This is a genomic window from Streptomyces sp. NPDC057877 (genome assembly GCF_042796855.1).
Classification (GTDB): domain Bacteria; phylum Actinomycetota; class Actinomycetes; order Streptomycetales; family Streptomycetaceae; genus Streptomyces.
On record NZ_JBHVMS010000012.1, the window covers coordinates 137203 to 163714 of the forward strand.

Annotated in this window: 22 protein-coding genes; 14 read left to right on the forward strand and 8 right to left on the reverse strand. The window is 73.6% G+C overall.

Annotation, left to right across the window (positions count from 1 at the left end; all coding sequences use genetic code 11):
• Positions 1-35 precede the first annotated feature (35 nt).
• Entirely contained in the window at positions 36-974 is a 939-nt protein-coding gene (locus tag ACFVQG_RS32335) for a LysR family transcriptional regulator (protein WP_383390285.1), read from the reverse strand.
• A gap of 28 nt (positions 975-1002) precedes the next feature.
• Entirely contained in the window at positions 1003-3450 is a 2448-nt protein-coding gene (locus tag ACFVQG_RS32340; RefSeq protein WP_383390288.1) for a SpoIIE family protein phosphatase, read from the reverse strand.
• Positions 3451-3684: 234 nt separating this feature from the next.
• On the opposite strand from ACFVQG_RS32340, the gene ACFVQG_RS32345 reads away from it, so the two are divergent.
• On the forward strand, positions 3685-5835 hold the full coding sequence (locus ACFVQG_RS32345; protein WP_383390733.1) for a SpoIIE family protein phosphatase: 2151 nt from the start codon (positions 3685-3687) through the stop codon (positions 5833-5835).
• Positions 5836-5943: 108 nt separating this feature from the next.
• Here the strand turns inward: ACFVQG_RS32345 and ACFVQG_RS32350 are convergent, their stop codons facing one another.
• Positions 5944-7176 carry a S1 family peptidase gene (locus ACFVQG_RS32350; RefSeq protein WP_383390290.1) on the reverse strand — a complete coding sequence of 411 codons (1233 nt, stop codon included), beginning with the start codon at positions 7174-7176 and terminating at the stop codon, positions 5944-5946.
• A gap of 164 nt (positions 7177-7340) precedes the next feature.
• Here ACFVQG_RS32350 and ACFVQG_RS32355 point away from each other — a divergent pair, with 164 nt between their 5' ends.
• The 7 genes from ACFVQG_RS32355 to ACFVQG_RS32385 all read left to right on the forward strand — a co-directional run bounded on the left by ACFVQG_RS32355 (position 7341) and on the right by ACFVQG_RS32385 (position 15685).
• Positions 7341-7754, forward strand: coding sequence for a PaaI family thioesterase (locus ACFVQG_RS32355; RefSeq protein WP_383390293.1), 414 nt, complete (start codon positions 7341-7343; stop codon positions 7752-7754).
• A gap of 473 nt (positions 7755-8227) precedes the next feature.
• Positions 8228-8443, forward strand: coding sequence for a type A2 lantipeptide (locus ACFVQG_RS32360; protein ID WP_383390294.1), 216 nt, complete (start codon positions 8228-8230; stop codon positions 8441-8443).
• A gap of 76 nt (positions 8444-8519) precedes the next feature.
• Positions 8520-9326, forward strand: coding sequence for an HlyD family efflux transporter periplasmic adaptor subunit (locus tag ACFVQG_RS32365; protein ID WP_383390297.1), 807 nt, complete (start codon positions 8520-8522; stop codon positions 9324-9326).
• Positions 9323-11545: an NHLP family bacteriocin export ABC transporter peptidase/permease/ATPase subunit gene (locus ACFVQG_RS32370; RefSeq protein ID WP_383390299.1), complete on the forward strand. Its 2223-nt coding sequence runs from the start codon at positions 9323-9325 to the stop codon at positions 11543-11545. The genes ACFVQG_RS32365 and ACFVQG_RS32370 overlap by 4 nt, the downstream gene beginning before the upstream one ends.
• 1 nt (position 11546) lies before the next feature.
• Positions 11547-14363: an NHLP bacteriocin export ABC transporter permease/ATPase subunit gene (locus ACFVQG_RS32375; protein WP_383390302.1), complete on the forward strand. Its 2817-nt coding sequence runs from the start codon at positions 11547-11549 to the stop codon at positions 14361-14363.
• Positions 14364-14469: 106 nt separating this feature from the next.
• Entirely contained in the window at positions 14470-15477 is a 1008-nt protein-coding gene (locus ACFVQG_RS32380; protein ID WP_383390304.1) for a Ppx/GppA family phosphatase, read from the forward strand.
• A 13-nt stretch (positions 15478-15490) separates the two neighbouring features.
• Complete coding sequence (locus ACFVQG_RS32385) at positions 15491-15685, forward strand: hypothetical protein (RefSeq protein WP_383390306.1); 195 nt, start codon at positions 15491-15493, stop codon at positions 15683-15685.
• Between the two features lie 318 nt (positions 15686-16003).
• On the opposite strand, the gene ACFVQG_RS32390 is transcribed toward ACFVQG_RS32385, so the two are convergent.
• Complete coding sequence (locus ACFVQG_RS32390; RefSeq protein WP_383390309.1) at positions 16004-16612, reverse strand: flavodoxin family protein; 609 nt, start codon at positions 16610-16612, stop codon at positions 16004-16006.
• A gap of 63 nt (positions 16613-16675) precedes the next feature.
• On the opposite strand from ACFVQG_RS32390, the gene ACFVQG_RS32395 reads away from it, so the two are divergent.
• From ACFVQG_RS32395 to ACFVQG_RS32405, 3 genes are read left to right on the forward strand one after another with little or no spacing between them, the layout of a single operon-like run.
• Entirely contained in the window at positions 16676-17683 is a 1008-nt protein-coding gene (locus tag ACFVQG_RS32395) for an iron-containing redox enzyme family protein (RefSeq protein WP_383390311.1), read from the forward strand.
• A 21-nt stretch (positions 17684-17704) separates the two neighbouring features.
• The gene (locus ACFVQG_RS32400) at positions 17705-18394 is read left to right on the forward strand and encodes a HemK2/MTQ2 family protein methyltransferase (RefSeq protein WP_383390314.1); all 690 of its coding nucleotides are present in this window, start codon (positions 17705-17707) and stop codon (positions 18392-18394) included.
• Positions 18375-18581, forward strand: coding sequence for a CDGSH iron-sulfur domain-containing protein (locus ACFVQG_RS32405; protein ID WP_383390316.1), 207 nt, complete (start codon positions 18375-18377; stop codon positions 18579-18581). The genes ACFVQG_RS32400 and ACFVQG_RS32405 overlap by 20 nt, the downstream gene beginning before the upstream one ends.
• 145 nt (positions 18582-18726) lie before the next feature.
• On the opposite strand, the gene ACFVQG_RS32410 is transcribed toward ACFVQG_RS32405, so the two are convergent.
• Complete coding sequence (locus ACFVQG_RS32410) at positions 18727-19155, reverse strand: subtilase-type protease inhibitor (RefSeq protein ID WP_383390319.1); 429 nt, start codon at positions 19153-19155, stop codon at positions 18727-18729.
• A gap of 318 nt (positions 19156-19473) precedes the next feature.
• Between ACFVQG_RS32410 and ACFVQG_RS32415 the strand changes: the two genes are divergently transcribed.
• Positions 19474-20169 carry an alpha/beta fold hydrolase gene (locus ACFVQG_RS32415; protein WP_383390322.1) on the forward strand — a complete coding sequence of 232 codons (696 nt, stop codon included), beginning with the start codon at positions 19474-19476 and terminating at the stop codon, positions 20167-20169.
• A gap of 85 nt (positions 20170-20254) precedes the next feature.
• Positions 20255-21424 carry an alpha-hydroxy-acid oxidizing protein gene (locus ACFVQG_RS32420; RefSeq protein ID WP_383390325.1) on the forward strand — a complete coding sequence of 390 codons (1170 nt, stop codon included), beginning with the start codon at positions 20255-20257 and terminating at the stop codon, positions 21422-21424.
• 43 nt (positions 21425-21467) lie between these two features.
• Here the strand turns inward: ACFVQG_RS32420 and ACFVQG_RS32425 are convergent, their stop codons facing one another.
• The 3 genes from ACFVQG_RS32425 to ACFVQG_RS32435 form a co-directional block, all read right to left on the reverse strand.
• On the reverse strand, positions 21468-23057 hold the full coding sequence (locus tag ACFVQG_RS32425; protein ID WP_383390328.1) for an RICIN domain-containing protein: 1590 nt from the start codon (positions 23055-23057) through the stop codon (positions 21468-21470).
• A gap of 490 nt (positions 23058-23547) precedes the next feature.
• Positions 23548-23928: a toxin Doc gene (locus tag ACFVQG_RS32430; RefSeq protein ID WP_383390331.1), complete on the reverse strand. Its 381-nt coding sequence runs from the start codon at positions 23926-23928 to the stop codon at positions 23548-23550.
• A 3-nt stretch (positions 23929-23931) separates the two neighbouring features.
• A complete protein-coding gene (locus ACFVQG_RS32435) occupies positions 23932-24177 on the reverse strand; it encodes a hypothetical protein (RefSeq protein ID WP_383390334.1) in 246 nt (81 codons plus the stop codon).
• Positions 24178-24550: 373 nt separating this feature from the next.
• On the opposite strand from ACFVQG_RS32435, the gene ACFVQG_RS32440 reads away from it, so the two are divergent.
• Positions 24551-26443 (forward strand): DUF1996 domain-containing protein, encoded by a 1893-nt coding sequence (locus ACFVQG_RS32440; RefSeq protein ID WP_383390735.1) that lies wholly within the window; start codon positions 24551-24553, stop codon positions 26441-26443.
• Positions 26444-26512: the final 69 nt, after the last annotated feature.

Sequence of the window (26512 nt, forward strand, 5' to 3'; positions counted from 1 at the left end):
GGTTCGGATCCGCCCACGCATACCCGGAATCGCGCTCACCACTCCCGGGCGGCCGTGAGCAACCGGTCGCGGACCAGCGTGACGTGCGCGCTGCGGGCCGGACCCGGGCGCTGCACCAGGAAGGACGTGTTGATCGGCGGGTCGTCGGGGGCGTCCAGGGGGGCGAGGGCGCCGGACTCGAGTGCCCCGGCGCACAGATAGCGGGGCAGCACGCTGAACCCCGCGCCGCCCGTCACCAGCGCCAGGACGGCCCGGAGGTCGGGGACGGAGACGGCGGCCCGGCAGTTGAGCCGCTTGCCGAAGACGTGCCGCCAGTAGCGGCGGACGATCGGCAGGTCCTCGGCGTAGGCGATCAGCGGCACGGTGTGCAGCACGCCGGGTCCGTCGGCCGCGAGCGGCGCCCGCAGCCGGTCGGCCCAGTCGGGCGCGGCCACCAGTACGAACTCCTCGTCGGCGAGCGGTACGGCGGTCAGGGTCCGGCCGCGCGGGCGGGTGGTGGCGATGACGAGGTCATGGCGTCCGGCGCGGAGTTCGTCGAGGAGCGGGTCGGTGAGTCCGGGTGTGGCGCGGACACGGACGCCCTCCGCCACCAGGGGGCCCAGCGCGGGCAGTGCCCGGGTCGCCAGCAGCTCGGCGGGCCCGGCCAGGTGCACCGGCTCCGGCGGGGTCTGCCGGGGCTCGCCGTCGCCGGTGGCGGCGGCCAGCGCGTCCAGGGGCGTGGCGATCCGGGCGGCCAGCTCGTCCGCCACGGTCGTGGGCGCGACCCCGCGCGGCAGCCGCTCGAACAGCTCGCGGCGCAGTTGCCGCTCCAGCGAGCGGATCTGCGTGGTGACGGTCGGCTGCGACAGCCCCAGCAGCTGTCCGGCGGCCGTGAACGAACCGGAGCGGTACACGGCGAGGAAGGTCCGCAGCAGATTGAGGTCGGCGGGGGCCGCGGGGACCGGTGCCGAGTCATTGGGTTCGTGATGCCTCACTCGGGTGAGGCTACGGCACGCCTATGGGTCAGCGGTTCAGTGCCATCTCGCTCCACACCTGCTTGCCGCCGCTGACCGGGACGCTCCCCCACGCCGTCGACATGGCCTCGATCAGCAGCAGCCCACGGCCGCCGGTGGCCTCCCAGCCGATGCTGGTCGGTTTCACGGGGGTGCGCGGGGAGGAGTCGGCGACCGAGATGCGCAGCCGGTCGCTGAGCAGGGTGAGGTCGAGGCGGACCTTGCCGTCGGTGTGCACCAGGGCGTTGGTCACCAGTTCGGAGACGACCAGGAGGGCGGCGTCCACATGCTCGGCCGCGCCCCAGGAGCGCAGGGTGCGCCGGGTGAAGCGGCGGGCGTGCCGGACAGCCTCGGGGACCCGCCACACCGTCCAGCTCTCCCGCCGGGGGCGTACGGCCATGCCGTCGTAGCGCATCAGCAGCAGGGCGATGTCGTCGCTGCGCCGGGCACCGCCCAGCAGGGCGTCGGCGACGTGGCCGAGGTGGTCGGCGCCGGCGGCGGCGAGCGCCTCGGCGAAGCGTTCCATGCCGGTGTCGATGTCGGAGTCCGGGGACTCCACGAGTCCGTCGGTGGTCAGCGCGATCAGGCTGCCGGGCTGGAGCCGCAGCGGGCTCATGGGGAAGTCGGCCTGCGCCACCACCCCGAGCGGTGGCCCGCCCTCGGCCTCCGCGATGTCCGTGGAGCCGTCCGGGTGCCGCAGCACGGGCGGCAGGTGCCCGGCGCGCACGCACCAGGCGGACCCCTCCTCCATGTCGACGTCGACATAGGCGCAGGTGGCGAAGAGGTCGGTCTCCATGTCGACCAGGAGCCGGTTGGCGTGGCTGACCACCACGTCCGGCGGGTGTCCCTCGGCGGCGTAGGCGCGCAGCGCGGTGCGCATCTGGCCCATCAGGGTCGCGGCGCCCGCGCTGTGCCCCTGGACGTCGCCGATGACGAGGGCCACGTGGTTGTCGGGCAGCGGGATGACGTCGTACCAGTCGCCGCCGACCTCCAGACCTGTCGTGGCGGGCAGATAGCGGGCGACGGCCTCCGCGCCCGGCAGTTTCGGCAGGCGGCGCGGCAGTAGCTGCCGCTGCAGCATGCCGACGAGTTCGTGCTCGGCGTCGAAGGCGTGGGCGCGCAGCAGCGCCTGTCCGGCGAGTCCGGCGGACGCGGTGAGCAGGGCGCGCTCGTCGGGGCCGAAGTCGTGCGGGGTGTCCCAGCCGATCAGGCAGGCGCCGACCATGCGGCCCCCGGCGGGCAGCGGCAGCACGGCGAGTCCGCCGGGGCCGACCTCGGCGAGGGCGGGCTCCAGGGCGGAGGCTCCGGCGGGCCAGATCTGGGCGCGTCCGTCGCTCAGCGCGGCGGCCAGGGTGGGCATGGTGCGCACCGGCGCGTCGGGCCACTCGCCGCGCCACTCCAGGCGCCACACCTCCGGCCAGGACTCGGGTTCGGGCGGGTCCAGGACGGTGACCACGAGGCGGTCGTGCTCCAGTTCGGCGAGGGCGATGCGGTCGGCCCGCAGCGGTTTGCGCAGCGCGGAGACGAGGGCCTGACTGACGTCGCGTACGGTGCCCGCCGTGGCGAGCGCGGCGGCCAGCCGCTGGATGCGGGCGACGTCGGTGACGTCGGAACGCAGGTGGGAGGCGTCGACGACGCTGCCGACGAGACGGGCCGGGTGCCCCTCGCCGCCGGGCAGCAGACGGCCGCGCAGCCGCAGCCACTTCGGCGGGCCGGTGGGCTGGAGCACCCGGAACTCCAGCTCCCGCTCGCCGATGGACATGTGGTCGGCCTCGACCACGGACATCAGCGACGGCAGGTCCTCGGGCACGGTACGGCCGAGCAGGGTCTCCACCCGGCCGTCGAACTCACGCGGACGCAGCCCGAACAGCTCCAGCAGGCCCTCGCCCACGTCGACCCGCCCGCTGTCCATCGACAGACCGAAGGCGTACGGCGGCGGCTCGCCGCCCTCGGGGCGCCAGACGGGGACGGGGCAGACGACGGCGTCGGCGATCAGCTCCAGGCACAGGCGCTCCTCCGGTCCGAAGCCCTCGGCGCGCTCGCTGACGGCGAGGAGACAGCCGCCCTCGTCGTCGTGGTGCGCGGGCAGCGCGCCCAGATGGAAGTCGCGCGAGGGGGTGCGCCGGGAGTCGGCCCGGTCGGCCAGCTCCCGCGGCCCGAGCCACACCGGCCGTCCGGTGCGGTGGGCGTCGGCGACCGGGGAGCGGCCGTCCACGGCGTAGCTGTCGCGCAGCCCGTACAGGGTGCGGGGCGCCCCGGCGGACTCGATCAGGAAGAGCGAGTCGCCGTCCTCGCTCGGCGTGTAGACGGCGGCGAAGGCGGCCCCCGCGAAGACCAGCGCCTGCTCGAGGACCCGATGCCGCCGTTCGGGGGAGTCGGGATCGGCCAAGAGCGCTTTCAGGGCACCTTCGGTGCGCAGCGTTACCGTGCTGCGTCCTGCGGCGCCATGACTGACCACGTGGGTATTACAGCGCTTATGCGGCCACCGCGCAGCCCCTGGGAACGCTCCGCGCCGTCCGGCGGGCCTGGGAACGTTCCGTGACGGCACCCGGCCGACCGCTCGGATCCGGCCGAAACCGGGGCGGCGCGCTCCCACGGCTCCGGCCGCGACCCGGAGCACTCTCGCCGTGCGCGACGCGCCCCGGAGAGGGAGATTTGTTCCCTGGGACCCGTTGTGCGGCACGGCGAGGAGGTGGTCGGCGTGTCCGAGGGGCAGGACACCGGGTGGCAGGCACCGGCCCCCCGGCTTCCGGTCGGCCTTCCGCTGCTGTCGCTGACGCTGGCCGCGATGATGGACGACGTCCACGCGCACTCCGGCGCGGTGTATCTGCTCGCGCCCGACGAGCCGGTGCTCCAGATGGCGGTGATGGCAGGCCTGCCCCGGGCGTTCGCCGCGCCCTGGGAGCGGGTGGGCCTCGCGGCGCCGATACCGGTCGCCGAGGCGGCCCGGGACCGGAACCTGGTCTGGGTCGCCGGCGCGGAGGAGATGGCGCGCCGCTTCCCCCGGGTGGCCGTGGTGCTGCCGTACCCGTTCGCGCTGGCCGCGCTGCCGGTGGCGACCGAGAGCACGCTGTACGGGTCGGTCTTCGTCACCTGGCCCGGCGGTCACCCCCCGGAGCTGTCGGAGCGGGAGCGGGACCATCTGACGGCGTCCTGCCGACGGCTCGCGGTGCGCCTGGAGCGCGCGGCGCGCGAGGGGCTGCCGACCCACCCGGAGCCCGATCTGCTGGCCACCCCGCTGATCGGCAACATGTCCGGCACCCTCGGGTCGGTGGAGGCGACCCGGATGGTGTCCCGGCTGCCGTACGGACTGTGCTCGCTGGACCTGCAGGGGCGGATCACCTTCGTCAACCCCGCGGCGGCCGACCTGCTCGACGTGTCGGCCGACCGGTTGCTCGGCACCCAGCTGTGGGCGTCGGTGCCCTGGCTCAACGACCCGGTGTACGAGGACCGTTACCGGGCCGCGCTGTTCAGTCAGCACGTCACCTCGTTCGTGGCGCTGCGCCCGCCGGGCGACTGGCTGTCGTTCCGGCTGTATCCGAGCACGACCGGGCTGAGCGTGCGGATCAGCAGGGCGCGGGCGGTGGCGGAGATGGCACGGGCCGGGCCGCGGCCGGGCGACGCGCCGTCCCGGCTGGTGACCATGTCGCAGGTGCTGAGCATGGCCGGGGCGCTGACCCAGGCGGTGGGCGTGCGGGACGTGGTGCAGCTGGTCGCCGACGAGATCGCGCCCGCGGTGGGCAGCCAGGCGCAGGTGCTGCTGGGGACGCGGGCGGGGCGGCTGCGGGTGCTGGGGCACCGCGGCTATCCGGACCCGCACATGGTGGAGCAGTTCGACGGGCTGCCGCTGAACTCGACGACGCCCGGCGCGCAGGCCCTGACCAGCGGGGTGCCCGCGTTCTTCGAGACCCGGGAGCAACTGGAGCGGCTGTATCCGGCGCGGCCCGCCACCCCGGACGGGTTCGTCTCCTGGGCGTTCCTGCCGCTGATCGCCTCCGGGCGGCCGGTGGGCACCTGTGTGCTCGCCTACGCGGAACCGCACTCCTTCCCGGCCGACGAGCGTGCGGTGCTCACGAGCCTGGGCGGGCTGATCGCCCTCGCCCTGGAGCGGGCGCTGCTCTACGACGCCAAGCACCAGCTCGCGCACGGCCTCCAGGCTGCGCTGCTGCCGCACTCGCTGCCGCCGCTGCCCGGCATCGACGCCGCCGCCCGCTATCTGCCGGGCACCCGCGGCATGGACATCGGCGGCGACTTCTACGACCTGGTGCCCACCGGGCGGCAGGCGGCGGCGGTGATCGGGGACGTGCAGGGTCACAACGTGACCGCGGCCGGGCTGATGGGGCAGATCCGCACCGCCGTGCGCGCGTACACCGCCGTCGGGCAGTCCCCGCAGGAGGTCATGGCCAGCACCAACCGGCTGCTGATCGACCTGGGTTCGGACCTGTTCGCCAGCTGTCTCTATCTGCGTCTCGACCCGGAGCACGGGCGGGCGGTGATGGCCAGGGCGGGCCATCCGCCCCCGCTGCTGCGCCGCCCGGACGGCCGGGTACGGGTGCTGGACCTGGCCGGGGGCCCGCTGCTCGGCATCGACGGCTCCGCCGTCTACCCGACGACCGAGGTCGCCCTCACCCCCGGCTCCGTGCTCGCCCTCTACACGGACGGTCTCGTCGAATCGCCCGGCGTCGACATCGAGGACGCCCTCACCGACCTCGGTCGGCGCTTCACGGACGCCGGGGACCTGCCGCTGGACGAGCTGGCCGACGCGCTGGTGCGGGAGGAGGCCGCGGCGGAGGAACGGGACGACGACGTGGCGCTGCTGTTGTTGCGGGCGCGGGGTGACTGACGGGCGGCCGTGCGAGCACCGCGGTCCGGTCCCTCCGCCGAAGGACCGGACCGCGTCGTCCGCTGCCGCTGGTGGGGGGCGGTCAGGGGACATTCATGGGGTGGTACGTCACCGGGTCTTGGACAGCCCGTTGCCGAGGCCGACCTCGTCGCCCAGACCGGGAACCTCACCGGCGCCCGTGTCCGCACCGGCACCGGCGTCCCCGGCGTCCCCGGCGTCTGCGGCCCCGCCCTCGCCCAGCGTCGCGCCGACCGCCTCCAGCGCCGTGGTCACCGGCTGGAAGAACGTCTCGCCGCCGATCGTGCAGTCACCGCTGCCGCCCGAGGTCAGGCCGATCGCGCTGCCGTCCTGGGTGAACAGGGAGCCGCCGCTGTCGCCGGGCTCGGCGCAGACGTCGGTCTGGATGAGGCCGGTGACCGTGCCCTCGGGGTAGTTGACGGTGGCGTCGAGGCCAGTGACGGTGCCGTCGAAGAGTCCCGTCGTGCTGCCCATCCGGAAGACCTGCTGCCCGACCGCCGCCTCGGCGGCCTGCGCGATCGGGACGAGTTGTCCGCCGCCCACGTTGACGTCGCTGGGCGCCTCGGTGGCCGGGTCGTCGTACGTGACGAGCGCGAAGTCGCCCGCGCCGGGGAAGACGGCCTGGTCGACGGTGCCGACCGGGGCCCCGCCCTGCGCGTCGGACCACTGCTCCGCCGCGACCCCGCAGTGGCCCGCCGTCAGGAAGGCCGGGGTGCCGTCGGCGGCGGTGACGTTGAAGCCGAGGGAGCAGCGCGCGCCGCCGCCGAAGATGGCGTCGCCACCGGAGGCGAAGGTCTTGAAGGTGCCGGTGGACTTCTTGATGGTGGCCATGCCGGAGCCCAGGGTCTCGACGGTGGACTCCAGCTGGTCCCACTTGTCGCCGGTGACGGTGGAGTCGGCGGTGACGAGGATCTTGTTGGTCCGGGGGTCGACCGCCCAGGCGGTGCCCGGGATGGTCGCCTCGCTCTTGAGGGTCTGCGCGGCGGCCTCGAGTTCGCCCATGCTGTTGTCGACCTGGCGCACGGTCGCCCCGGCCTTCTTGGCCTGGACAATCACCTGGTTGTCGTTGCCGACCACGTTCACGACGAGTTGCTGGTCGCCCGCGTCGTAGTAGGAGCCCGCGAAGGCGTCGCCGAGCAGTCCGGCGAGCTGAGTGGCCAGGTCCGAGGCGTCCGACGACTTGAGGGTCTTCGGGGCAGCGGCGTCCGACGCGCCGTCCTGGGAGGCGTTGGCATGGGGCAGCAGGATGGCCGCCGCTCCGAGCGCCGCCACGCCGCCCACCGCTATCGCGGCCTTGCGCTTCGGAATTCGCTTGTGACTCAACCTTCTCGACCTCCTGGGGGACGGGGTCTGCTCGCCGCCGGTCGGCGGCTGTCGGGGGCGCCTGGATGGTCATGGGTACGCACGGGGCGCACGGGACGTTCAATTCCGTTTCCGCGCGCCGGGTCTGACGGTCCGATTCGGCCGTGCGCGGGGAGAATCGCCGTATGACGATGACCACGGCCGAGGCCGACAAGATCCTGTCCGCCAACTTCGCCCCCTGGGTCCTGGAACTGGGCCTGTCGGTGGAGTCGTTGGGCGACGACCGCGCCGTGCTGCGGCTGCCCTGGTCGGAGCGGCTGTCCCGGGAGGGCGGCGGGCTGTCGGGACAGGCGCTGATGGCCGCCGCGGACACCGCGACCGTGATCGCCGTCTCGGCGGCGCGCGGCGGCTTCGTGCCGATGACGACGGTGCAGCAGTCCACGTCGTTCCAGCGCGCGGTGACGGGTTCGGACGTACGGGTCGAGGCGGTGCTGACCAAGCTGGGCCGCCGGATGGCGTTCGCCGACATCACCATGACCGTGGCGACGACGGGTGAGCTGGCGGCCCGCGCGAGCACCGTCTACGCCCTGCTGGGCTGAGCGGGGCCGATACCGGCCGTATCCGGTCGACGACGATCCGTTTCGAACAGGGGGCGGAATCCCGGGTTCAGGGAATCTGCACATCGATTGCCCAAGGCGGGCACCGGGTGGGGCGGATCTGCACAACCGCGGGCCGTCGGACACCCGTTTGGGGCGGGAGTGCCGGACGGGACGCCACGGCGGCAAGGGGTGGTGCGCGACGATCCCGCGCGGACTGTGAAGAAGTCGCCAGCGAGTCGTGCCCGGCTCTGCACGGTTGGTTGCCGGTGGGGCTCAAGTGCCCAGGTGGGACGGGGTGATTGATTGGAAGCACCCGGTGGCCGCGTGCTTTGATCCATCGCACCGCGGGGCTCGCCACGGCACCCGCAAGGGCGTCCGGCGCCCGCGGTCGCGGCCGTCCCTCTGTCCCCGGCAGGGGCCCGAAAAGGGGCCGCTCCCCCTTGTGAGATATCCATATGAAGGGAAGTTCCATCATGAACTCCACCCCCCAGGTTGAGACCGTCGAGATCGCCGACGCCGACCTCGACAACGTCTCCGGCGGCCTGCACGTGAACGCCCTGGGCACCGTCACCGGTCTCGTGGACGGCATCGCCCCGGTCTCCGGCCTGGTGGACACGGCCGTCGGCACCGTCGAGGGTGTCACCGGCCTGAACACCGCCCCGGTCGCCAACCTGGTCGCCGGTCTCTGATCGCACCCGCGTGCGTCCTCGAGGTCCCGGAGCCGTCGCCCGGCTCCGGGACCTCGGGCTGCGCCGAGGACATCCCGTGCAGTTCCGCCAACAGGCCCTCGCCAAGCTCCAGTCACCGGAGGAACTCGACCTCCCGGTGCGCCTCGCCCGCCCCCAGGGCTGGCTCGTGCTGTCCGTGACGGTCATCGCCATGGCCGCCGCCTCCGTGTGGGCGGTGACCGGCACCGTGTCCGCCACGGTGAGCGCGCCCGCCATCCTCACCCACGGGAAGGGCAGCTACGTCCTGCAGAGCCCCGTCGCCGGTCAGGTCACCGCGATCCTCGCGAAGGAGGGCGCGCGGCTGCCCGCCGACTCCCCCGTGCTGAAGGTCCGTACCGCCGAGGGCGAGACCGTGGTGCGCACCCTCGCCGCGGGCCGCCTCACCGCCCTTGCCGCGACCATCGGCCAGATCGTCGCCACCGGCGCCAACCTGGCCGCCGTGGAGAAGGCCGCCGGGGCGGACGACCCGCTGTACGCGACCGTGTACGTGCCCGCCCAGAAGGCCGCCGCCATCCCCGCCGACGCGAACGTGGACCTGACGCTGCAGACCGTGCCCGCGGAGCAGTACGGCGTGCTGCGCGGCCAGGTGACGTCGGTCGACCGCTCCCCGCAGTCGGCCCAGCAGATCGCCGCGTTCCTCGGGGACGGCCAGCTCGGCGAGCAGTTCACCAGGGACGGCCGCCCGGTCGCCGTCACGGTCCGCCTCAAGGCCTCCGCCGCCACCGACAGCGGCTACCGGTGGTCCTCGGCGGACGGCCCGCCGCACGCCCTCACCTCCATGACGCTCGCCACGGGCTCCATCCGGCTGGCCGACCAGCGTCCCGTCGACTGGCTGCTGCCATGACCGCCACCACCCAGGGCACCCGCGGCAGACGCCGCGCCGCCCCGCCCAAGCGCTCCGTGCCGAAGGCCCGCGCCCGCACCGTGCGCACCCCGACCGTCCTGCAGATGGAGGCCGTGGAGTGCGGCGCCGCCTCGCTCGCGATGGTCCTCGGCCACTACGGCCGCCACGTCCCGCTGGAGGAACTCCGCATCGACTGCGGCGTCTCCCGCGACGGCTCGCGCGCCAGCAACCTGCTCAAGGCCGCCCGCTCCTACGGCCTGACGGCCAAGGGCATGCAGATGGACCTCGCCGCCCTCGCCGAGGTGACGGCACCGGCGATCCTGTTCTGGGAGTTCAACCACTACGTCGTCTACGACGGCATGGGGCGCCGCTTCGGACGGCGCGGGGTGTTCGTCAACGACCCCGGCAAGGGCCGCCGTTTCGTGCCGCTGGAGGAGTTCGACGGCAGCTTCACCGGCGTGGTCCTCACCATGGAACCCGGCGAGGACTTCACCGGCGGCGGGCGCCGCCCCGGCGTCTGGGGCGCCATGCCCGCCCGGCTGCGCGGCACCGCCGGGACCCTGCCCGCCGCCGTGCTCGCCAGCCTGCTCCTGGTCCTGGTCGGCGCGGCGGTCCCCGCGCTCAGCCGGACCTACATCGACACGTTCCTGATCGGCGGCCAGACCTCGCTGCTCGGCGTGCTGTTCGCCGCCATGGGCGCCTGTGTGCTGCTGACGGTGGTGCTGACCTGGCTCCAGCAGGCCAACCTGCACCACGGCCGGATCATCTCCTCCACCCTCTCCAGCGCCCGCTTCCTGCGCCATCTGCTGCGGCTGCCGGTCACCTTCTACGCCCAGCGCAGCCCGGCCGACCTGGTGCAGCGGCTCCAGTCCAACGACGCGGTCGCCGAGACGCTGGCCCGCGACCTCGCGGCGGCGGGCGTGGACGCGGTCGTGGTGGTGCTGTACGCCCTGCTGCTCTACACCTACGACCCGCAACTGACCTTCGTCGGCATCGGCGTGGCCCTGCTGAACATCGTCGCCATGCGGGTCGTCGTACGGCTGCGCGCGACGCGTACGGCGAAGCTGCGCGCCGACAGCGCCCGGCTGACCAACACCGCCTACACCGGCCTGCAGCTGATCGAGACGATGAAGGCGACCGGCGGTGAGGACGGCTACTTCCGCAAGTGGGCGGGGCAGCACGCCACCACCCTGGAGGAGCAGCAGCGGCTCGGGGTGCCGACCGCCTGGCTGGGCGTGGTCGCGCCGACGCTGGCGACGGTGAACAGCGCGCTGATCCTGTGGATCGGCGGCATGCGGGCGATCGAGGGCCACATCTCGGTCGGTCTGCTGGTCGCCTTCCAGGCGCTGGTGACCCGCTTCACCGCCCCGCTGACCCGGCTCAACGGCGTCGCGAGCCGCATCCAGGACTTCGCGGCGGACGTGGCCCGGCTGAAGGACGTGGAGAACTTCCGCTCCGACCCGCTGTACGACCGTGCGGGCGGCGACTCCACGCGGCGGCTGCACGGGCATGTCGAGCTGCAGAACATCACCTTCGGCTACAGCCCGCTGGACAAGCCGCTGCTGACCGGCTTCGACCTGACCGTGGGCCCGGGGCAGCAGGTGGCGCTGGTCGGCGGCTCCGGCAGCGGCAAGTCCACGGTGTCCCGGCTGATCTCGGGCCTCTACGCCCCGTGGGACGGCGTGATCCGCGTCGACGGGCAGCGCCTGGAGGACATCCCGCGCGGGGCGCTCGCGGCCTCCGTCTCCTTCGTCGACCAGGAGGTGTTCCTGTTCGAGGGCACCGTCCGCGACAACGTGGCGCTGTGGGACCCGTCGATCCCCGACGAGGCGGTGGTCGAGGCGCTGCGCGACGCGGCGCTGTACGACGTCGTCGCGCGGCGGCCGGGCGGCATCCACAGCCCGGTGGAGCAGGACGGCCGCAACTTCTCCGGCGGGCAGCGGCAGCGGCTGGAGATCGCCCGGGCGCTGGTGCGCCGCCCCAGCATCCTCGTCCTGGACGAGGTGACCAGCGCCCTCGACGCCGAGACGGAGCAGGTGGTGATGGACAACCTGCGGCGGCGCGGCTGCGCCTGTGTGGTGATCGCGCACCGGCTGAGCACCGTACGCGACAGTGACGAGATCGTCGTGCTCCAGCACGGCGCGATCGTGGAGCGCGGGCGGCACGACGAACTGGTGGCGCGCGGCGGGGCGTACGCGGCGCTGGTCAGGGAGCGGTGAGATGACGTCCGTACCGGAAGGCGACCTCGTCCTCGGTGCCCTCGGGTCGCTGGGCACGGCGGTGGACTGCGCCGGGTTCACCCGCCTCGACCTGGAAGGGCCGCAGGTGCTGTGGCTGGTCGCGGCCGGGGCGCTGGACCTGTTCGCGGTGGACGCCGGGCAGCGGGGCCACTGGCACCACCTCGGGCGCCTGGAGGCGGGCTCGCTGCTGCTCGGCCCGGTCTCCGGACCGCTCCACACGCTGGTGGCCCGCCCGCTGCGGGAGTGCGTGGTGCACCGCATCGCCCTGCGCGAGCTGTACCAGCCCGCGCCCACCCAGACCTGGTCCTACGACGAGTACGGCAACCCGCGGTACGTGCCGCCCACCACCAGCCCGCTGGAGTACGCCCTCGCCCTGGGCGTGGGCCGTGGTCTGTCGGTCCTCTTCCAGGCGCCGATGGCCAGCGCGGGCGCGGCGGAGGTCACCGACGACGACGTGTTCTGGATGCAGGTGCCGCCCGGCAGCGTGCAGTACGGGTCGGTGTACGGCGCGGAGGCGGCGGCCGATCTGCTGATGGACCCGGCGGTGTGCCAGTCCATGGTCGACCAGCAGTACCGGCTGCTGACCACCCTGGACCGCTGGATCGAGCAGTTGGAACGCACCCACGAGACCCGTACGGCCGCCGGGATCCGCGCCGGTGAGGCGGTGCGCGACCAGGCGGACCGGACGCTGCTCGCGGCGATCGGCAAGCCGTCGGCGCGGCGCGTCACGGCCGCCGACGCGGACGCCACCTACGCGGCGTGCCGTCTGGTGGCCCGCGCGTCCGGGATCGCCCTGGCCGACCCCGGGCACGGCGGCGCCGAGAGCGACCGGCTCGACCCGGTGGAGCGCATCGCGCTGGCGTCCCGGGTGCGCACCCGGGCGGTCCGGCTGACCGGCCGCTGGTGGCGGGAGAACGTCGGCCCGCTGGTCGGCCACCGGGCGCTGTCCGGGGCGCCGGTGGCGCTGCTGTGGCGGCGCGGCGGCTATGTCGCCGTCCATCCGGCGACGGGCCGGGAGACCCCGGTGGAGAAGGCCAACGCGGCGGAGTTCGAGGCGCGCGCGGTGATGTTCTACCGGCCGCTGCCCGACCGCCCGCTCGGCCCGCTGGGGCTGCTGCGCTTCACCCTGGGCGGCACCCGCGGCGATCTGACCGCCCTGCTGCTGAGCGGGCTCGTGACGGTCGCCATCGGCGCGCTGGTGCCGATCGCCACCGGCAAGGTGCTCGGCGAGTACGTGCCGCGGGCGCAGGCCGGGCTGATCGCGCAGGTCTGTCTGGCGGTGCTGGTCAGCGGGGTGGTCGCGGCGGCGTTCCTGCTGATGCAGAACCTGACCGTGCTGAGGCTGGAGGGCCGGATCGAGGCCGCGCTCCAGCCCGCCGTGTGGGACCGGCTGCTGCGGCTGCCGACCGGGTTCTTCACCGGGCGCTCCACCGGCGAGCTGGCCAGCGCGGCCATGGGTGTCAGCGCGATCCGCCGGATGCTCGCGGGCGTCGGCCCCACCGTCGCCCAGTCCGTCACGGTCGGCGCGATGAACCTGGGGCTGCTGCTGTGGTTCAGCGTGCCGATGGCGCTCGCGGCGCTCGGCATGCTCGTGGTGATCGCGGCGGTGTTCCTGGGGCTCGGCCTGTGGCAGGTCCGCTGGCAGCGGCGGCTCGTGGTGCTCACCAACAAGCTCAACAACCAGGCCTTCCAGACCCTGCGCGGACTGCCCAAGCTGCGGATCGCCGCCGCCGAGAACTACGCCTACGCGGCCTGGGCGGGCGAGTTCGCGCGCAGCCGGGAACTCCAGCAGCGGGTGGGCCGGATCAAGAACCTCACCACGGTGCTCGGCGCGGTCTATCTGCCGCTGTGCTCGCTGCTGATGTTCATGCTGCTGGCGGGCCCGGCGCGGGGCAGCATGTCGGCCGCGGACTTCCTGGCCTTCCACACCTCGGTGACCATGCTGCTCACCGCCGTCACCCAGGTCACCGGCGCGTTCGTCTCGGCGGTGGCCGCGCTGCCGCTGTACGAGCAGATCAAGCCGGTGCTCCGGGCGGCCCCCGAGGTGCGCGCCTCCAGCACCCGGCCGGGCCCGCTCACCGGGGCGCTGGAGGCCCGGCGGCTGTCCTTCCGCTACTCCGACGACGGCCCGCTCGTCCTGGACGACGTGTCCTTCGCGGTGCGGCCCGGCGAGTTCGTCGCGGTCGTCGGCCCCAGCGGCTGCGGCAAGTCCACCCTCCTGCGCCTGCTCATCGGCTTCGACCGCCCGCTCACCGGCAGCGTCCTGTACGACGGCCAGGACCTCGCCGCCCTCGACCAGTCCGCCGTACGGCGGCAGTGCGGGGTCGTCCTCCAGCACGCCCAGCCGTTCACCGGCTCGATCATGGACGTCATCTGCGGCACCGAGCCGTATCCGCCCGAGGAGGTGATGGCGGCGGCCGAGATGGCGGGGCTCGCCGAGGACATCCGGCGGATGCCGATGGGGCTGCACACCATCGTCTCCGGCAGCGGCTCGGTCTCCGGTGGCCAGCGGCAGCGGCTGATGATCGCCCAGGCGCTGATCCGCCGCCCGCGGATCCTCTTCTTCGACGAGGCGACCAGCGCCCTGGACAACGACACCCAGCGCACGGTGATCGAGAGCACCAAGGCCCTGAACGCCACCCGGGTCGTCATCGCGCACCGGCTGTCGACAGTCATGGACGCCGACCGCGTCATCGTGATGGCGGACGGCAGGATCGCCCAGCAGGGGGCGCCCGCCGAGTTGCTGGCCGATACCACCGGACGGCTGCACGAGCTGGTACGCCGTCAGCTGGCGTAACCACACCGGGTACCGGGCCGTCCCCGCGGGCCGCTGACCGCCCGGTTCTCGCCGTTACGGTGCCGGACACCTTTGACACCCGCCGTGAACGGGTACTCGCGGGCCCATGCGAATCAGCGTGGTGGATGTGGGGTCGAACACGGTCCGGCTGGTGGTGGCGGATGCGGCGGGCGGGGTGCCGCTGCCGGTCCACACCGCGAAATGGCGGCTACGGCTGTCCGAACAGGTCAGGCCCGGCGGCGAGGTTCCCGACGACGCCGTGGAGCGGCTCGTCGGCGCGGTCGGCGAGGCGGCGCGCACCGCGGCCCGCTGGCACGCGGCGGGTCCGCTGGCCTTCGCGACCGCCGTGGTGCGCGCCGCCCCGAACCGCGCGGAGGTGCTCAGCGCCGTCCGGGAGAGAACCGGCGTGAACCTGTGCACGCTGCCGGGCGAGGTGGAGGCCGAGCTGACGTTCCTCGGGGCGCGGCGGTGGATGGGCTGGCGGTCCGGGCCGCTCGCGTTGCTCGACATCGGCGGCGGCTCGCTCGAAGTAGCCTTCGGGCGGGGGCGGCTGCCGGACTTCGCGGCGTCGCTGCCGCTGGGCGCGGCCCGGCTGACGCATGAGTACTTCGCGGACCAGGATCCGCCGTCGCCGGAGCTGATCCGGGTGCTGCGCCGCAAGGTCCGCCACCAACTGCGGGACGTGGCCGCCCGGATCCGCTGGGAGGGGCCCCGCACCGCGGTGGTCACCTCCCGGACGTTCCAGCAGCTGGGCCGGTTGTGCGGGGCGGCGCCGGGCCGTCACGGGCCGTTCGTGGACCGGCGGTTGAACCGGGCGGACCTGAGCCGGGCGGTGGCCCGGCTGGCCGCCCTGCCCGCCGCCGAGCGGTCCCGGCTGCCCGGCATCTCCGCGCCGCGCGCGGCGCAGAGCCTCGCCGGTGCGGTGGTCGGGCACACGGCGATGAAGCTGACCGGGCTGCGCACGGTCACCGTCTGCCCCTGGGCGATCCGCGAGGGCATCCTGCTGCGGCACATAGAGGACGGCGCGTCCTGGTGGGCGGAGGTGTCCCACCCCGCCGCCGAGGGGGAGACCGCCGAGCCCGTGCCGCTGCGGATCGCCACCTCGACGAACTGACAGGAGGATTGCGATGTCCGAGGAAGCCACGGGCCCCGGGAACGGTCCCGAGGAGCGCGCCGAGACGGCGCGTGAGGAGGTGCTGCGCGAGATAGAGAAGATCGAGCGCCGCACCCAGGACACGGAGGAACAGCGTCGCCGGGAAGGGGAGGCAGGAGAGGCCATCACTCCCAATGTGGAGGCGCAGGAGGAGTCGCGGGGGGAGTGAGCGGCCGCTGGCGGGGCGGGTGCACGCGCCGGATGGCCCCGGGTGGCCGGGAGCGGCCCCGTCAGCCGGGTGGCCCGGAGCGTCCTGGGCCGCGCCCCGCCGCGCTGCGCGAGCCGCGCGGCAGGACCCACTGCCCCGGCCCGCCAGGCGGCAGCGCCCCGCCGACCGCCGCCCGGCGCAAGCAGACACCCGGCCCACCAGGCAGCGCCCCGCCACGAGTGCCCACCACGCACCGCCCCGCCACCCGCGCGGCACGAGTGCCCACCACGCACCGCCCCGCCACCCGCGCGGCACGAGTGCCCACCACGCACCGCCCCGTCAACCAGGCGGCGCCCCCACCGGGCATTCCGTCAGCGCCCTGGCCACGCCGTACAGGTTGGCGGCCATGGCGCGGGCGGTGCGGTGGGACCAGTCGCGGCCCTTCTCCTCGTCGAGGTAGTCGGGGCCGGGTCCGGGGCCGAGGTGCCAGTAGGTCCAGGCCTGGCCCGGGACGGTGTAGCCGATGTCCCCGAGCGCCCCGGAGATCTCGCTGATCACATGGTGCGCGCCGTCCTCGTTGCCGGTGACGACCACGCCCGCGACCCGGTTGTAGGCGACGGGCCGGTTGTCGTCGTCGGTCTCGGAGAGCATCGCGTCCATGCGTTCCAGGACCCGCTGGGCGACGGACGACGGCCGCCCGAGCCAGGTCGGGGAGGCGATGACGAGGATCTCGGAGTCCAGCAGCCGTTCGTGGACGGGCGGCCACTGGTCGCCCTCGCGCACGGGCTCGCTGGTCACCCCGGGCGCGATGTCCAGGTCCACGGCCCGTACGACCTCCACCTGGACGCCGTCCTTCTCCAGCCGCTCGACGACGACCCGGGCCAGCGCCTCGGTGTTGGAGGGCTCCGGCGACGCCTTGAGCGTGCAGTTGATCACGAGTGCCTTCATGTCGACGCCGGGTACCCCGCCGCGCGGACGGGACACCGGGTGCGGCCCGGGTACCCGGGTCCCATGGCACATCAAGAACCCCAGTTGCCGCCCGCGCGGGGCCCGGTCTCCGCAGCCGTACTGGCCTGGCTGACGGAGGCGGGGCCGCCCCCGCGCCCCGAGGACCTCGCGGACGTGGCGGCGTACGGCGACGACCTCCAGCTCGCCCTGTACCTCTGCTACGAGCTGCACTACCGCGGCTTCGCGGGGGTGCGCCCGGACCACGAGTGGGACCCGGACCTGCTGCGCGCCCGCGCCGCGCTGGAGCACCGCTTCCTGTCCGCGCTGCGCGCCGACACCCGGGCGCACGACGGCGTGACCGACGCGCTGGCCGAACTGCTGGTGGAGCCCGTCGACGGGACCGGCGTCACCCACTACCTGCGGGACGAGGGCGAGCTGTGGCAGCTGCGCGAGTACGCGGCGCAACGCTCCCTGTACCACCTCAAGGAGGCCGACCCGCACGCGTGGGTACTGCCCCGGCTGTGGGGACGGGCGAAGGCGGCGATGGCGGCGGTGGAGTTCGACGAGTACGGCGGCGGCCGTCCCGACCGGGTGCACGCGCGGCTGTTCGCCGACCTGATGACGGACCTGGGCCTGGACACGTCGTACGGCCGCTACCTGGCGGTGGCGTCCGCCGAGGTGCTGGCCACGGTGAACCTCATGTCCCTGTTCGGGCTGCACCGCTCCCTGCGCGGCGCCCTCGTCGGGCACTTCGCCGCCGTCGAGGTCACCTCCTCCCCCGGTTCCCGGCGGCTCGCGGAGGCGATGCGCCGCACCGGCGCGGGACCGGCCGCCGAGCGGTTCTACGACGAGCACGTGGAGGCCGACGCGGTGCACGAGCAGGTGGTACGGCACGACGTCATCGGCGGGCTGCTGGAGGAGGAGCCGTATCTGGCGCAGGACGTGGCCTTCGGGATCGACGCCACCGGTCATGTCGAGGACCGTCTCGCGGCCCGGCTGCTGACCGACTGGCACGCGGGACGGTCGTCGCTGCACGCACCCGAATCCGACCTGCTGACCCATATGTCGTGACGGCCGGGGTACCTGGGACTCGTGACCCTTGAGGCGACACCGGTACCACCGGACCCCACGAGCCCCCTGGCCCCGCCGGGCGTCTACGCCCCGCAGGAGGACACCGCCCTGCTGGCGCACGCGCTGGCCGAGGAGCCGCTGCCCCCGGGTGCGGACGTCCTGGACGTCGGCACCGGGACGGGCGCGCTGGCACTGCGGGCCGCGCGGCGCGGCTCACGGGTGACCGCGGTGGACGTCTCCTGGCGGGCGGTGCGCGCGGCACGGATCAACTCCCGGCGGGCCGGGCTGCCGGTGCGCGTCCGGCACGGCGATCTGTTCGCGCCCGTGCGCGGGGAGTCGTTCGATGTGATCGTGGCCAATCCGCCGTACGTGCCGGGCCCGGACGAGGGCCCCGAGCCGCGCGGCCCGGTCTCGACCTGGCACGGCGGCCACGACGGGCGGACGGTCCTGGACCGGATCTGCCGGGAGGCGCCGGGCCTGCTGTCCCCCTCGGGCACCCTGCTGCTGGTGCACTCCACGCTCAGCGATCCCGACCGGACCCTCGGGCAGTTGCGCGCGGCCGGTCTGCGGGCCACGGTGACGCACCGGCGCGGGATCGCCTTCGGACCCGTCCTGCGCGCGCGGGAGAACTGGCTGCGCGAGCGCGGCCTGCTCTCCCCCGCCCAGCAACAGGAGGAGTTGGTGGTCGTCCGTGCCGAAGCCCCCCGCTGAGACGTCCGGCGCCGCGCACCGGGTCAGGATCCAGCGGCGTGGCCCGCTGCTGGTGGAGGGCCCGGTCGAAGTGGAGTTGGAGGACGGCACCGTCGTCTCCTCCGACCGCTTCCGGGTGGCCCTGTGCACCTGCCGCCGCAGCCGCCGCTACCCGTGGTGCGACACCAGCCACCGGGACCGCGCCTGACGCGTCCCGTTGATTCCCGAGGACCGGCAGGCGGCCCCACTCCGCCCGCCGGTCCCCAGTGCGGAACCGCCGTGCCCCGTGAAGGACCCGCACTCCCCAGTCACGGGTCGGCTGCTGCGCTCACGGGGACCGTGCGATCCCGGTCCTAGAACGTGAAGAGAGCCCCGTAGGAGTCCTTCACGCACGCGTTGCCGAAGGTGCGTTCATAGGAGACGCGCTCGCCGTGCCAGACGCCGTCGACGGTGACGACCACGGGGCGGTACTCGCGGGTGCACAGCACGTCGCCGCGAGCCTCCATGGCGTCCACGTCACCCCCTGCCACGCGCAGTTCGGCGCAGGCCTCCAGCGGCGCCGGATGCGTCCCGGCGGGCCGCGTCGCGCAGTCCAGGGTGACGGCGCGTTCGGGAGCCGTGGTCGCCGCCGTCTCACCGTGGCCCACGGTGAGCACCAGGGCGGACGGGGCGTAGAGCGCGGACGGGGCAGGGCCGGTGGCCTGCGCCGCCCCGGTCAGGGGTCCGCAGACGGTGGCGGCCGTGAGGCCGAGGGTCGCTGCCCAGCGCGCGGGGTTCCGCATTGTGTGCATCCTTCCGCTCGATTCCAGGGGTGCCGGAACGGACGTCTGGTCGGTGCCGGACCGGCGAGCGCGAGTCTGCCGAGTCCGTCGCGGAAACACACATCGACCCCACCGGTTTCAGTAACCTTGCGTGTTGAATCAGTGGCGGGAAGTCACAGAATTCGAACGTTACAACTCCGATCCCAGGCCACTCTTGATCAACCCTGATGACCGAATGGCCGGTTCACCCCTGCTTTTTAATCGGCCGGAAACAAACCGCGCGGGGCGCGATCCGGGTGACCCGGGGCCGTTGTCAGACCCCTCCGCTACGGTGCGGGCATGACCAACTTCGTACTGATGGCAGGGGCCTGGCTCGGCGCGTGGGCCTGGGAGGAGACGGCCGCCGAACTGCGCGCGGCCGGGTACGCCGTGCGCCCGCTGACCCTGACCGGCCTCGCCGAGAAGCGGGGCGTCCCGGCCGGGCAGCGGGCCCACGTCCAGGACGTCGTCGACGCGGTGGACCAGGGTGACCTGCGGGATGTCGTCCTCGTCGGGCACAGCTACGCGGGCGTCCCGGTCGGGCAGGCCGCCGAGCGGATCGGCGACCGGCTGCGGCGCGTGGTGTTCGTCGACTCCAGCGTGCCCGTCGACGGGGAGTCGTTCCTGTCGGGCTGGCCGAGTGACAGCGTGCGGGCGGCGATCGAGGCGAACGACGGCTGGTGGCCGCCGATCACGGCGGACGACTGCGCCGGACAGGGCCTGACGGACGATCAGGTCTCCCGGTTCCTCGGCGGCGCCACCCCGCACCCCGGCGCCTCACTCACCGAACCGGCCGAGCTGACCCGCCCGCTCGCCGACCTGCCCGCGACCTACGTCAAGTGCCTGCTGGACGACGAGGAGCCACCGGACGCCGCGGCCGGACCGCTGAAAAGCGGGCACTGGGACCTGGTGCGGATGGACACCGGGCACTGGCCGATGTTCTCCGCGCCCCGCGAACTGGCCCGCGTCCTGCGTGAGGCGGCGCCGCGCGAGTGAGGTCCGGCCGCTGGACGGACCCCGGCTTACTCGCCAGTATCGTCGGGGCGCGCGGCTCGGCGAGGACGACAGGCGGGAGTTGGCTGTGGCGAAGCACTGGGCGGACTTTCAGTACGAGATCTATCTGAACGGCATGACGGGCGCGGTGCCCCGGCTGCCCACCGATCTGACGCGGCTGGAGGAGCTGACCGAGCGGCGGCTCGGCCCGGGCCCGGTCGGCTATGTGGCGGGCAGCGCCGGGGACGGCAGCACGGCCCGGGCCAACCGGGCGGCGCTGGCCCGGCGCCGGATCGTGCCGCGGATGCTGCGGGACGTGCGCGAGCGGGACCTCGCGGTCGAGGTACTGGGGCGCGCGCTGCCCGCCCCGCTGGCGCTGGCCCCGGTCGGGGTGCTGTCGATCATGCATCCGGACGCCGAGGTGGCCGCCGCCCGGGCCGCCGCCGCCCAGGGGGTGCCGTTCGTGCTGTCCTCGGCGTCCAGCACGCCCCTCGAGCAGGTCGCGGCGGCGATGGGCGACGCCGAGCGCTGGTTCCAGCTGTACTGGGCCAAGGACCGCGAGGTGACCCGGAGTTTCCTCACCCGGGCGAAGGCGGCCGGGTTCTCGGTGCTGGTCGTCACCCTCGACACCCCGCTGCTCGCCTGGCGGCCCCGCGACCTGGACCAGGCGTATCTGCCGTTCCTGCACGGCGTGGGCACCGCCAACTACTTCTCCGACCCGGCGTTCGCGGCGGGACTGGCCAAGCCGCCGCACGAGGACCCGAACGCCGCCGTGATGCACTTCGTCGGCATGTTCGCCGACCCGGGCAAGACCTGGCCGGACCTGGCGTTCCTGCGGGAGAACTGGGACGGCCCGATCGTCCTGAAGGGCGTCCTGCACCCGGACGACGCCCGGCTCGCCGCCGACGCCGGGATGGACGGGGTGGTCGTCTCCAACCACGGCGGCCGTCAGGTGGCCGGTGCGGTCGCGGCGGCCGATGCGCTGCCGGGGGTGGTGGCGGCGGTGGGCGACCGGCTGACGGTGCTGTTCGACAGCGGGGTGCGCACCGGCGACGACGTCTTCAAGGCGCTCGCCCTCGGCGCCCGCGCCGTCCTCCTCGGGCGGCCGTACGTCTACGGTCTGGCCCTGGACGGGCAGGCCGGGGTCGAGCACGTGATCCGCTGTCTGCTCGCCGAACTGGACCTCACCCTCGCCCTGTCCGGCCACGCCACCCCCGCCACGGTCGGCGCCGCCGACCTGACCGAGGAGACCGGCTGAGGGCGGACACGCCACCCGGTGACCGGGGGCGTGCCCGCCCGCGTCAGGCGGTCCGCCCCGGCAGCTCCACCCGGCGCGCCGAAGGACTCTCCGTGCCGGTGACCGACAGCGGGTCGGGGCTCGCCGACGACGAGCCGGTCAGCCAGCGCTGGCCGTCGGAGCCGTCCCGGACCTTGACGACGATGTCGGCGCCCGGTGCCTCGGTGGTGGCGCCGAGGGCGAGCTGTTCCTCCCAGCGGGGCAGCAGCTCACCGCGCACGGTCAGGTCGTAGCGCACGTCGACCCCGCGCTCGGTGTCGGCGGCGGCGCACTCGCCGAGGATGACGACCCCGGCGTCCGCGTGCGAGTCCAGGCACAGATCGGGCGCGGCCACGCTGCGCAGCAGCCCGTCGTCCTCGTACGACCACTGCTGGCCGCGCGCGTCGGAGCACTCCGCCAGCTCGGTGCCCGCCCCGGCCCGCGCGGGGCCCCGGATGCCGAGGCACAGGTCGGCGGCGACGTTGCGCAGACCGATGCGGCGTATGGCGCCGGGCAGCGCGGCGCTGTCGGGGGGCGCGGAGGACACCCCGGGCGGTCCCTGACCACCGGCGGCGTTGCTGGAGGCCGTGGGGTCCACGTCACCGTCGTAGGACCACAGGTTGGCCACCAGGACGGTGGCGAGCACTCCGGCCGAGACCACGCCGACGCCGGTGAGCAGGGCCCGTGGGGTGGGCAGGACGACGGGGCTGGGGATGCGGGACAACAGCCGGTGGCGCCGGGTGCGCCCGCCGTGCCGTCGTCGGCCGCGTGGGCCCTGCTGGCCGCGGGCGGGCCGGGAGTCGAGGTAGCGGCGGGCCCCCCAGCCGAGCACGGCCTCGGCCAGCAGAGCGCCCAGACCGCTCTCGACATGGCTCAGTTGTTCGGCCGCGGAACGGCAGTAGCGGCAGTCGTCGAGGTGCTGCTGGACGTCCGGCAGCAGGGTGCCGCCCCGGCGGATCGGGACGTCGAGGAGACGGTTGTAGAAGCCGCACTCCTTGCTCGGCGCGAGTTCCCGGTGGGCGCGCACAACGCCTTCGCGGAATTTATCCCGGGCCTCTTCCAGAGCGGCCGACGCGCTGTGGGTGTCGATGCCGAGCAGAGAGGCGGGAACGGTTATCGGTTCCGCCTCGACCTCGCTGTGCCACAGCAGACAGCGGGCCGGTGGCGTGAGGCCGTGGAATGACCGTTCCGCCAGCTTGCGGCTTTCCGGCGTCAGGGAGCCCGCCGCGCGCATACCGCGGCCCCCGGCGGGTTTCAGCAGATCCGGCAGCACACCGGATATCCGGTCGTCGGCCGACCAGCGGCGGACCGTGTCACGCACGGTGACCAGGAGCAGGGGCCGCAGCGCGACGCCCGGCTCGCCCAGGGTCAGCCGGTCGAACACCTGGTGGAAGGCGGTGCCGGTGACCATGGAGGCGGCCTGCGCAGAGGAGGCGAGACAGATGACGGCGTACTCGTGCACCGGCTGCCAGTGGCGCGCCATCAGCACACCGGTGGAGTGGGCGACCTCGTCGTCCGGGGCACCGGTGAGCCGGGCCGCGAGGGCCTCGTCGGACTCACCGGGCACCGCGCCGGGCGGCGGGTAGGGAGGTCGAGGGGGGTGGGGGGTGGGCACTTGAGCGGGTTCCTTCCCACGCGCGCGTGGACACACATGAGTTCTGGGTCGCCGAAAAGGGCACCGGATTGGTGCGTACCTTTTTGGCGGTGAGCGGAGAGCGTGAATTCACCTTTGGGGCATCGGACCCGGTTCAACAAGTCCATGAGCCCTGGCAATTGCCCCCCGCATGACGTGGTCACCCTTGCACAGGTCACACAGGGCCAACAAGGCACTTGAGCAACATAGGTATCACTGAAAGTGAGTCAATTAGCATCGCCTCATCTGCGGGTTCGCACCGGCATTCGACTTTCCTTGCGCCCCGTGTGAATCACGCGCACAGACCCGCGCCCCGCGCACGCTGCCGTCCACCGGAGAGGGCGTTGTCCCATGGGGACCGGCCCTCTCGGAGGCCCCGCGCAGGACGGCGGCTCTCCTGCGCGCTGGGCCGCCTGGCCCCGTTCCCTCCGCCCTCGGCCAGGCGGCCCCGGGAGGTGGGGCACGCCGACCCTCAGATCTGCCAGGAGCGCAGCCTGTCCGCCGCCGCGTAGACGTCCACCTTGCCGTCGATCAGATCCCGCGCGAGGTCCACGAGGGCGCCGTAGGGCGGGTCGATGCCGACGCCGCTCACGAACATGTACGCCACCGCGGTCGCACAGGCGAAGCGGGCGTTGGCCGACGGCAGGGGCTTGAGCAGGGCGAGGGTGTGCAGCAGGGCGGCGGCGCGCCAGGCCGGGTCGGAGTCCACGCCGAGCCGGGGCGGGTCGACCCGGTGCCGGGCCACGGCGGCGACCAGCGCCGAGAAGTCGTTGACCGTGGGCTGGTCCGGCAGGACCTCCTCATGGCGCTGGAGCAGCCAGGGTACGTCGATATGGACGACGGGAGGTGTCATCGGTCAGGCGGCCTGTCCCTCGCCCTTGGCGGGCGGCTCGTCATCGGGGAAGGCCGCCGCGAATTCGTCCGCGTGCGCGGCGAAGAACTGGCGGAACGCCTCCGCACCTTCCTGGAGCGCCCGGTGCCGGGCGATATCGGCGGCAGCCGCCTCACGCACGAGGGCCTTCATCGACGTACCGCGCTCCTTGGCGATCTGTCGCAGGTCCTCCAGCTCGCGCTCGCTGAACTCCACATTCAGAGCTGGCATGCCTTCCACGGTACCGCTCGGGTACTTACTCGTAAATACCCGCAGCTCAGGACGGGTACGGCAAGGTACCGAGGAGACCGGAACCAGTCGATTTCGCTCGGATTCGACGAGACGGGGGTCACATTCGGGCGGATGGCTGTCACAAACAAGGTCACCGAGGGGGCGAAGGGGACAAAGAGGAAGGAGACAAGGAGGAAGGCGACAAAGAGGAGCACGCCAACGGCGGCTGAACATCCCGGCGTTCGGCTCCGTACAAGTACGGACGGCTTTCGTGACCAGGCCGCCCCCACACTTGTAGGAGTCATCCGTGAGACGCAACACGCGCAGACGCCCCAAGGGCGCGCGACGCGCGACCTTCGCAGCGATCGCCCTGATGCTCGGTGGCGGAGGGCTGGTGGCGGTGAACGTCTACGCCTCCGCCACCGACGGCGGTACGGGCGGCGGGGACCGCACGCTCACGGACGGTGCCCCGCCCGCCGCCACCATCGACTGCCCCGACGTCGGCGATCGGCTCACCGAGGTCCCGGACGACGCCCGCGGCGAGGTGGACCAGGAACTCGCCGCCCTGGACCAGCAGGTGGCGGAGGCCTACCAGCGGCTCCAGGAGACGGCCGCGCAGGGCGGCACCGTCGACGCGGCGGCGATCACGGGGCCGCTCCAGGAGCAGCGCGCCGCGACGATCGAGCGGATCACGGCCGCCGTCGGCCGGTCCGGTGAGGCTCCCCAGGGGCTGGCGGACCTCGCGGCCTGCACCGTGCGCACCGCTACGGCCCCGGAGCAGGCCGGGGAAGGCGAGGAGGAGCAGGCCGAGGGCGGCGACACCGGCAACGGACAGGCCGGGAACGGCCCCGTCGCCGCGGACTACGCCGACATCACCGCCGTACAGCCCTCCGCGCAGCGCCCGCCCCAGCAGGCGGGCGCCTCCCGCGGCACCTTCACCACCAGCTGCGGTGTCAACGCCGAGGGCCTGTTCAACTCCGACAACGTGATCGTCGCGCCGGGCGTCAGCAACGGCGCCCACCACTTCCACGACTACATCGGCAACCAGTCCAACACCGCCTTCGCCAGCGACGACGACCTCGCGAACGCCGAGACGAGCTGCGCCAACCCCGGCGACAAGTCGTCGTACTACTGGCCGGTGCTGCGCCTGCAGAACGGCACCGTGGAGCAGGACGCCGAGTCCCCCGGCGGCGGCATCGAGGGCAACGCGGGCGAGATCGTCACGCCCAAGGAGGTCACGCTGACCTTCGAGGGCAGCCCGGTCGGCGAGGTCACCGCCATGCCGCGGCTGCTGCGCGTCATCACCGGCGACGCCAAGGCGTTCGTCAACGGCACCGCCAACGCCAACGCCTCCTGGAGCTGCACCGGCTTCGAGGACCGCCAGCTCAAGGACAAGTACCCGCTGTGCCCCGACGGCAGCGACGTGGTCCGCACCTTCCGCTTCCAGAGCTGCTGGGACGGCAACAGCATCGACAGCGCCAACCACCGCACCCACGTGGCCTTCGCCGACCCAAAGGGCCGCTGCCCGGAGGGGTTCGAGGCGATCCCGCGGCTGGTGCAGCGGATCGTGTACGACGTGGACGCGCCGAGCCTGGACGACGGCGGCCGGACGACACCGCTGTTCGCCGTGGACTCCTTCCCCGAGCAGCTGCACAAGCCGGTCACGGACCACGGTGACTTCATCAACGTCTTCGACGAGGACCTGATGCGCGAGATGGTCGACTGCATCAACGGCGGTCGGCAGTGCGACTCGGGCGACCTGCCGGACGGCGGCGAGACGGGGCAGCCGACGGAGGAACCGACGGAGGAGCCCACCGAGGAGCCGGGCGAAGAACCGTCGGAGGAACCCACCGAGGAGCCGACCGAGGAACCCACCGAGGAACCCACCGAAGAACCGACGCAGGAGCCCACCCAGGATCCGCAGGAGTCCCAGCAGCCCGAGAAGCCCGAAGACCCCCGGGACAACGACGACGGCGAGCAGCCCGCCGACGACGAGCCAGCGGACGAGACGGGCGCCCCCACCACCGGCGCCGACGCCCCCAAGATCCGCACCTCACCCCCGGCCACGGCACGCGCCTCCGCCGCCCCGGCGGACACGGCGCGGGCCACCCCCGAGCGCACCGAGCCCCGGACCGAACCCCAGGCGGTCCGCGGCGGGCTCGCCGACACCGGCGCCAAGCTGTGGCCCGCGGCGGCCGGAACCATCCTGCTGATCTCCGGCGGTGTGCTCCTGCTGCGCACGACGAGGGGCAAGCGCTCGGTCTGAGCCGGGGTCGGCACACTGGTGATTTACGCGGTGCCGGGCATCCGGCGGGTGGCGAGACTGCGGTGACCT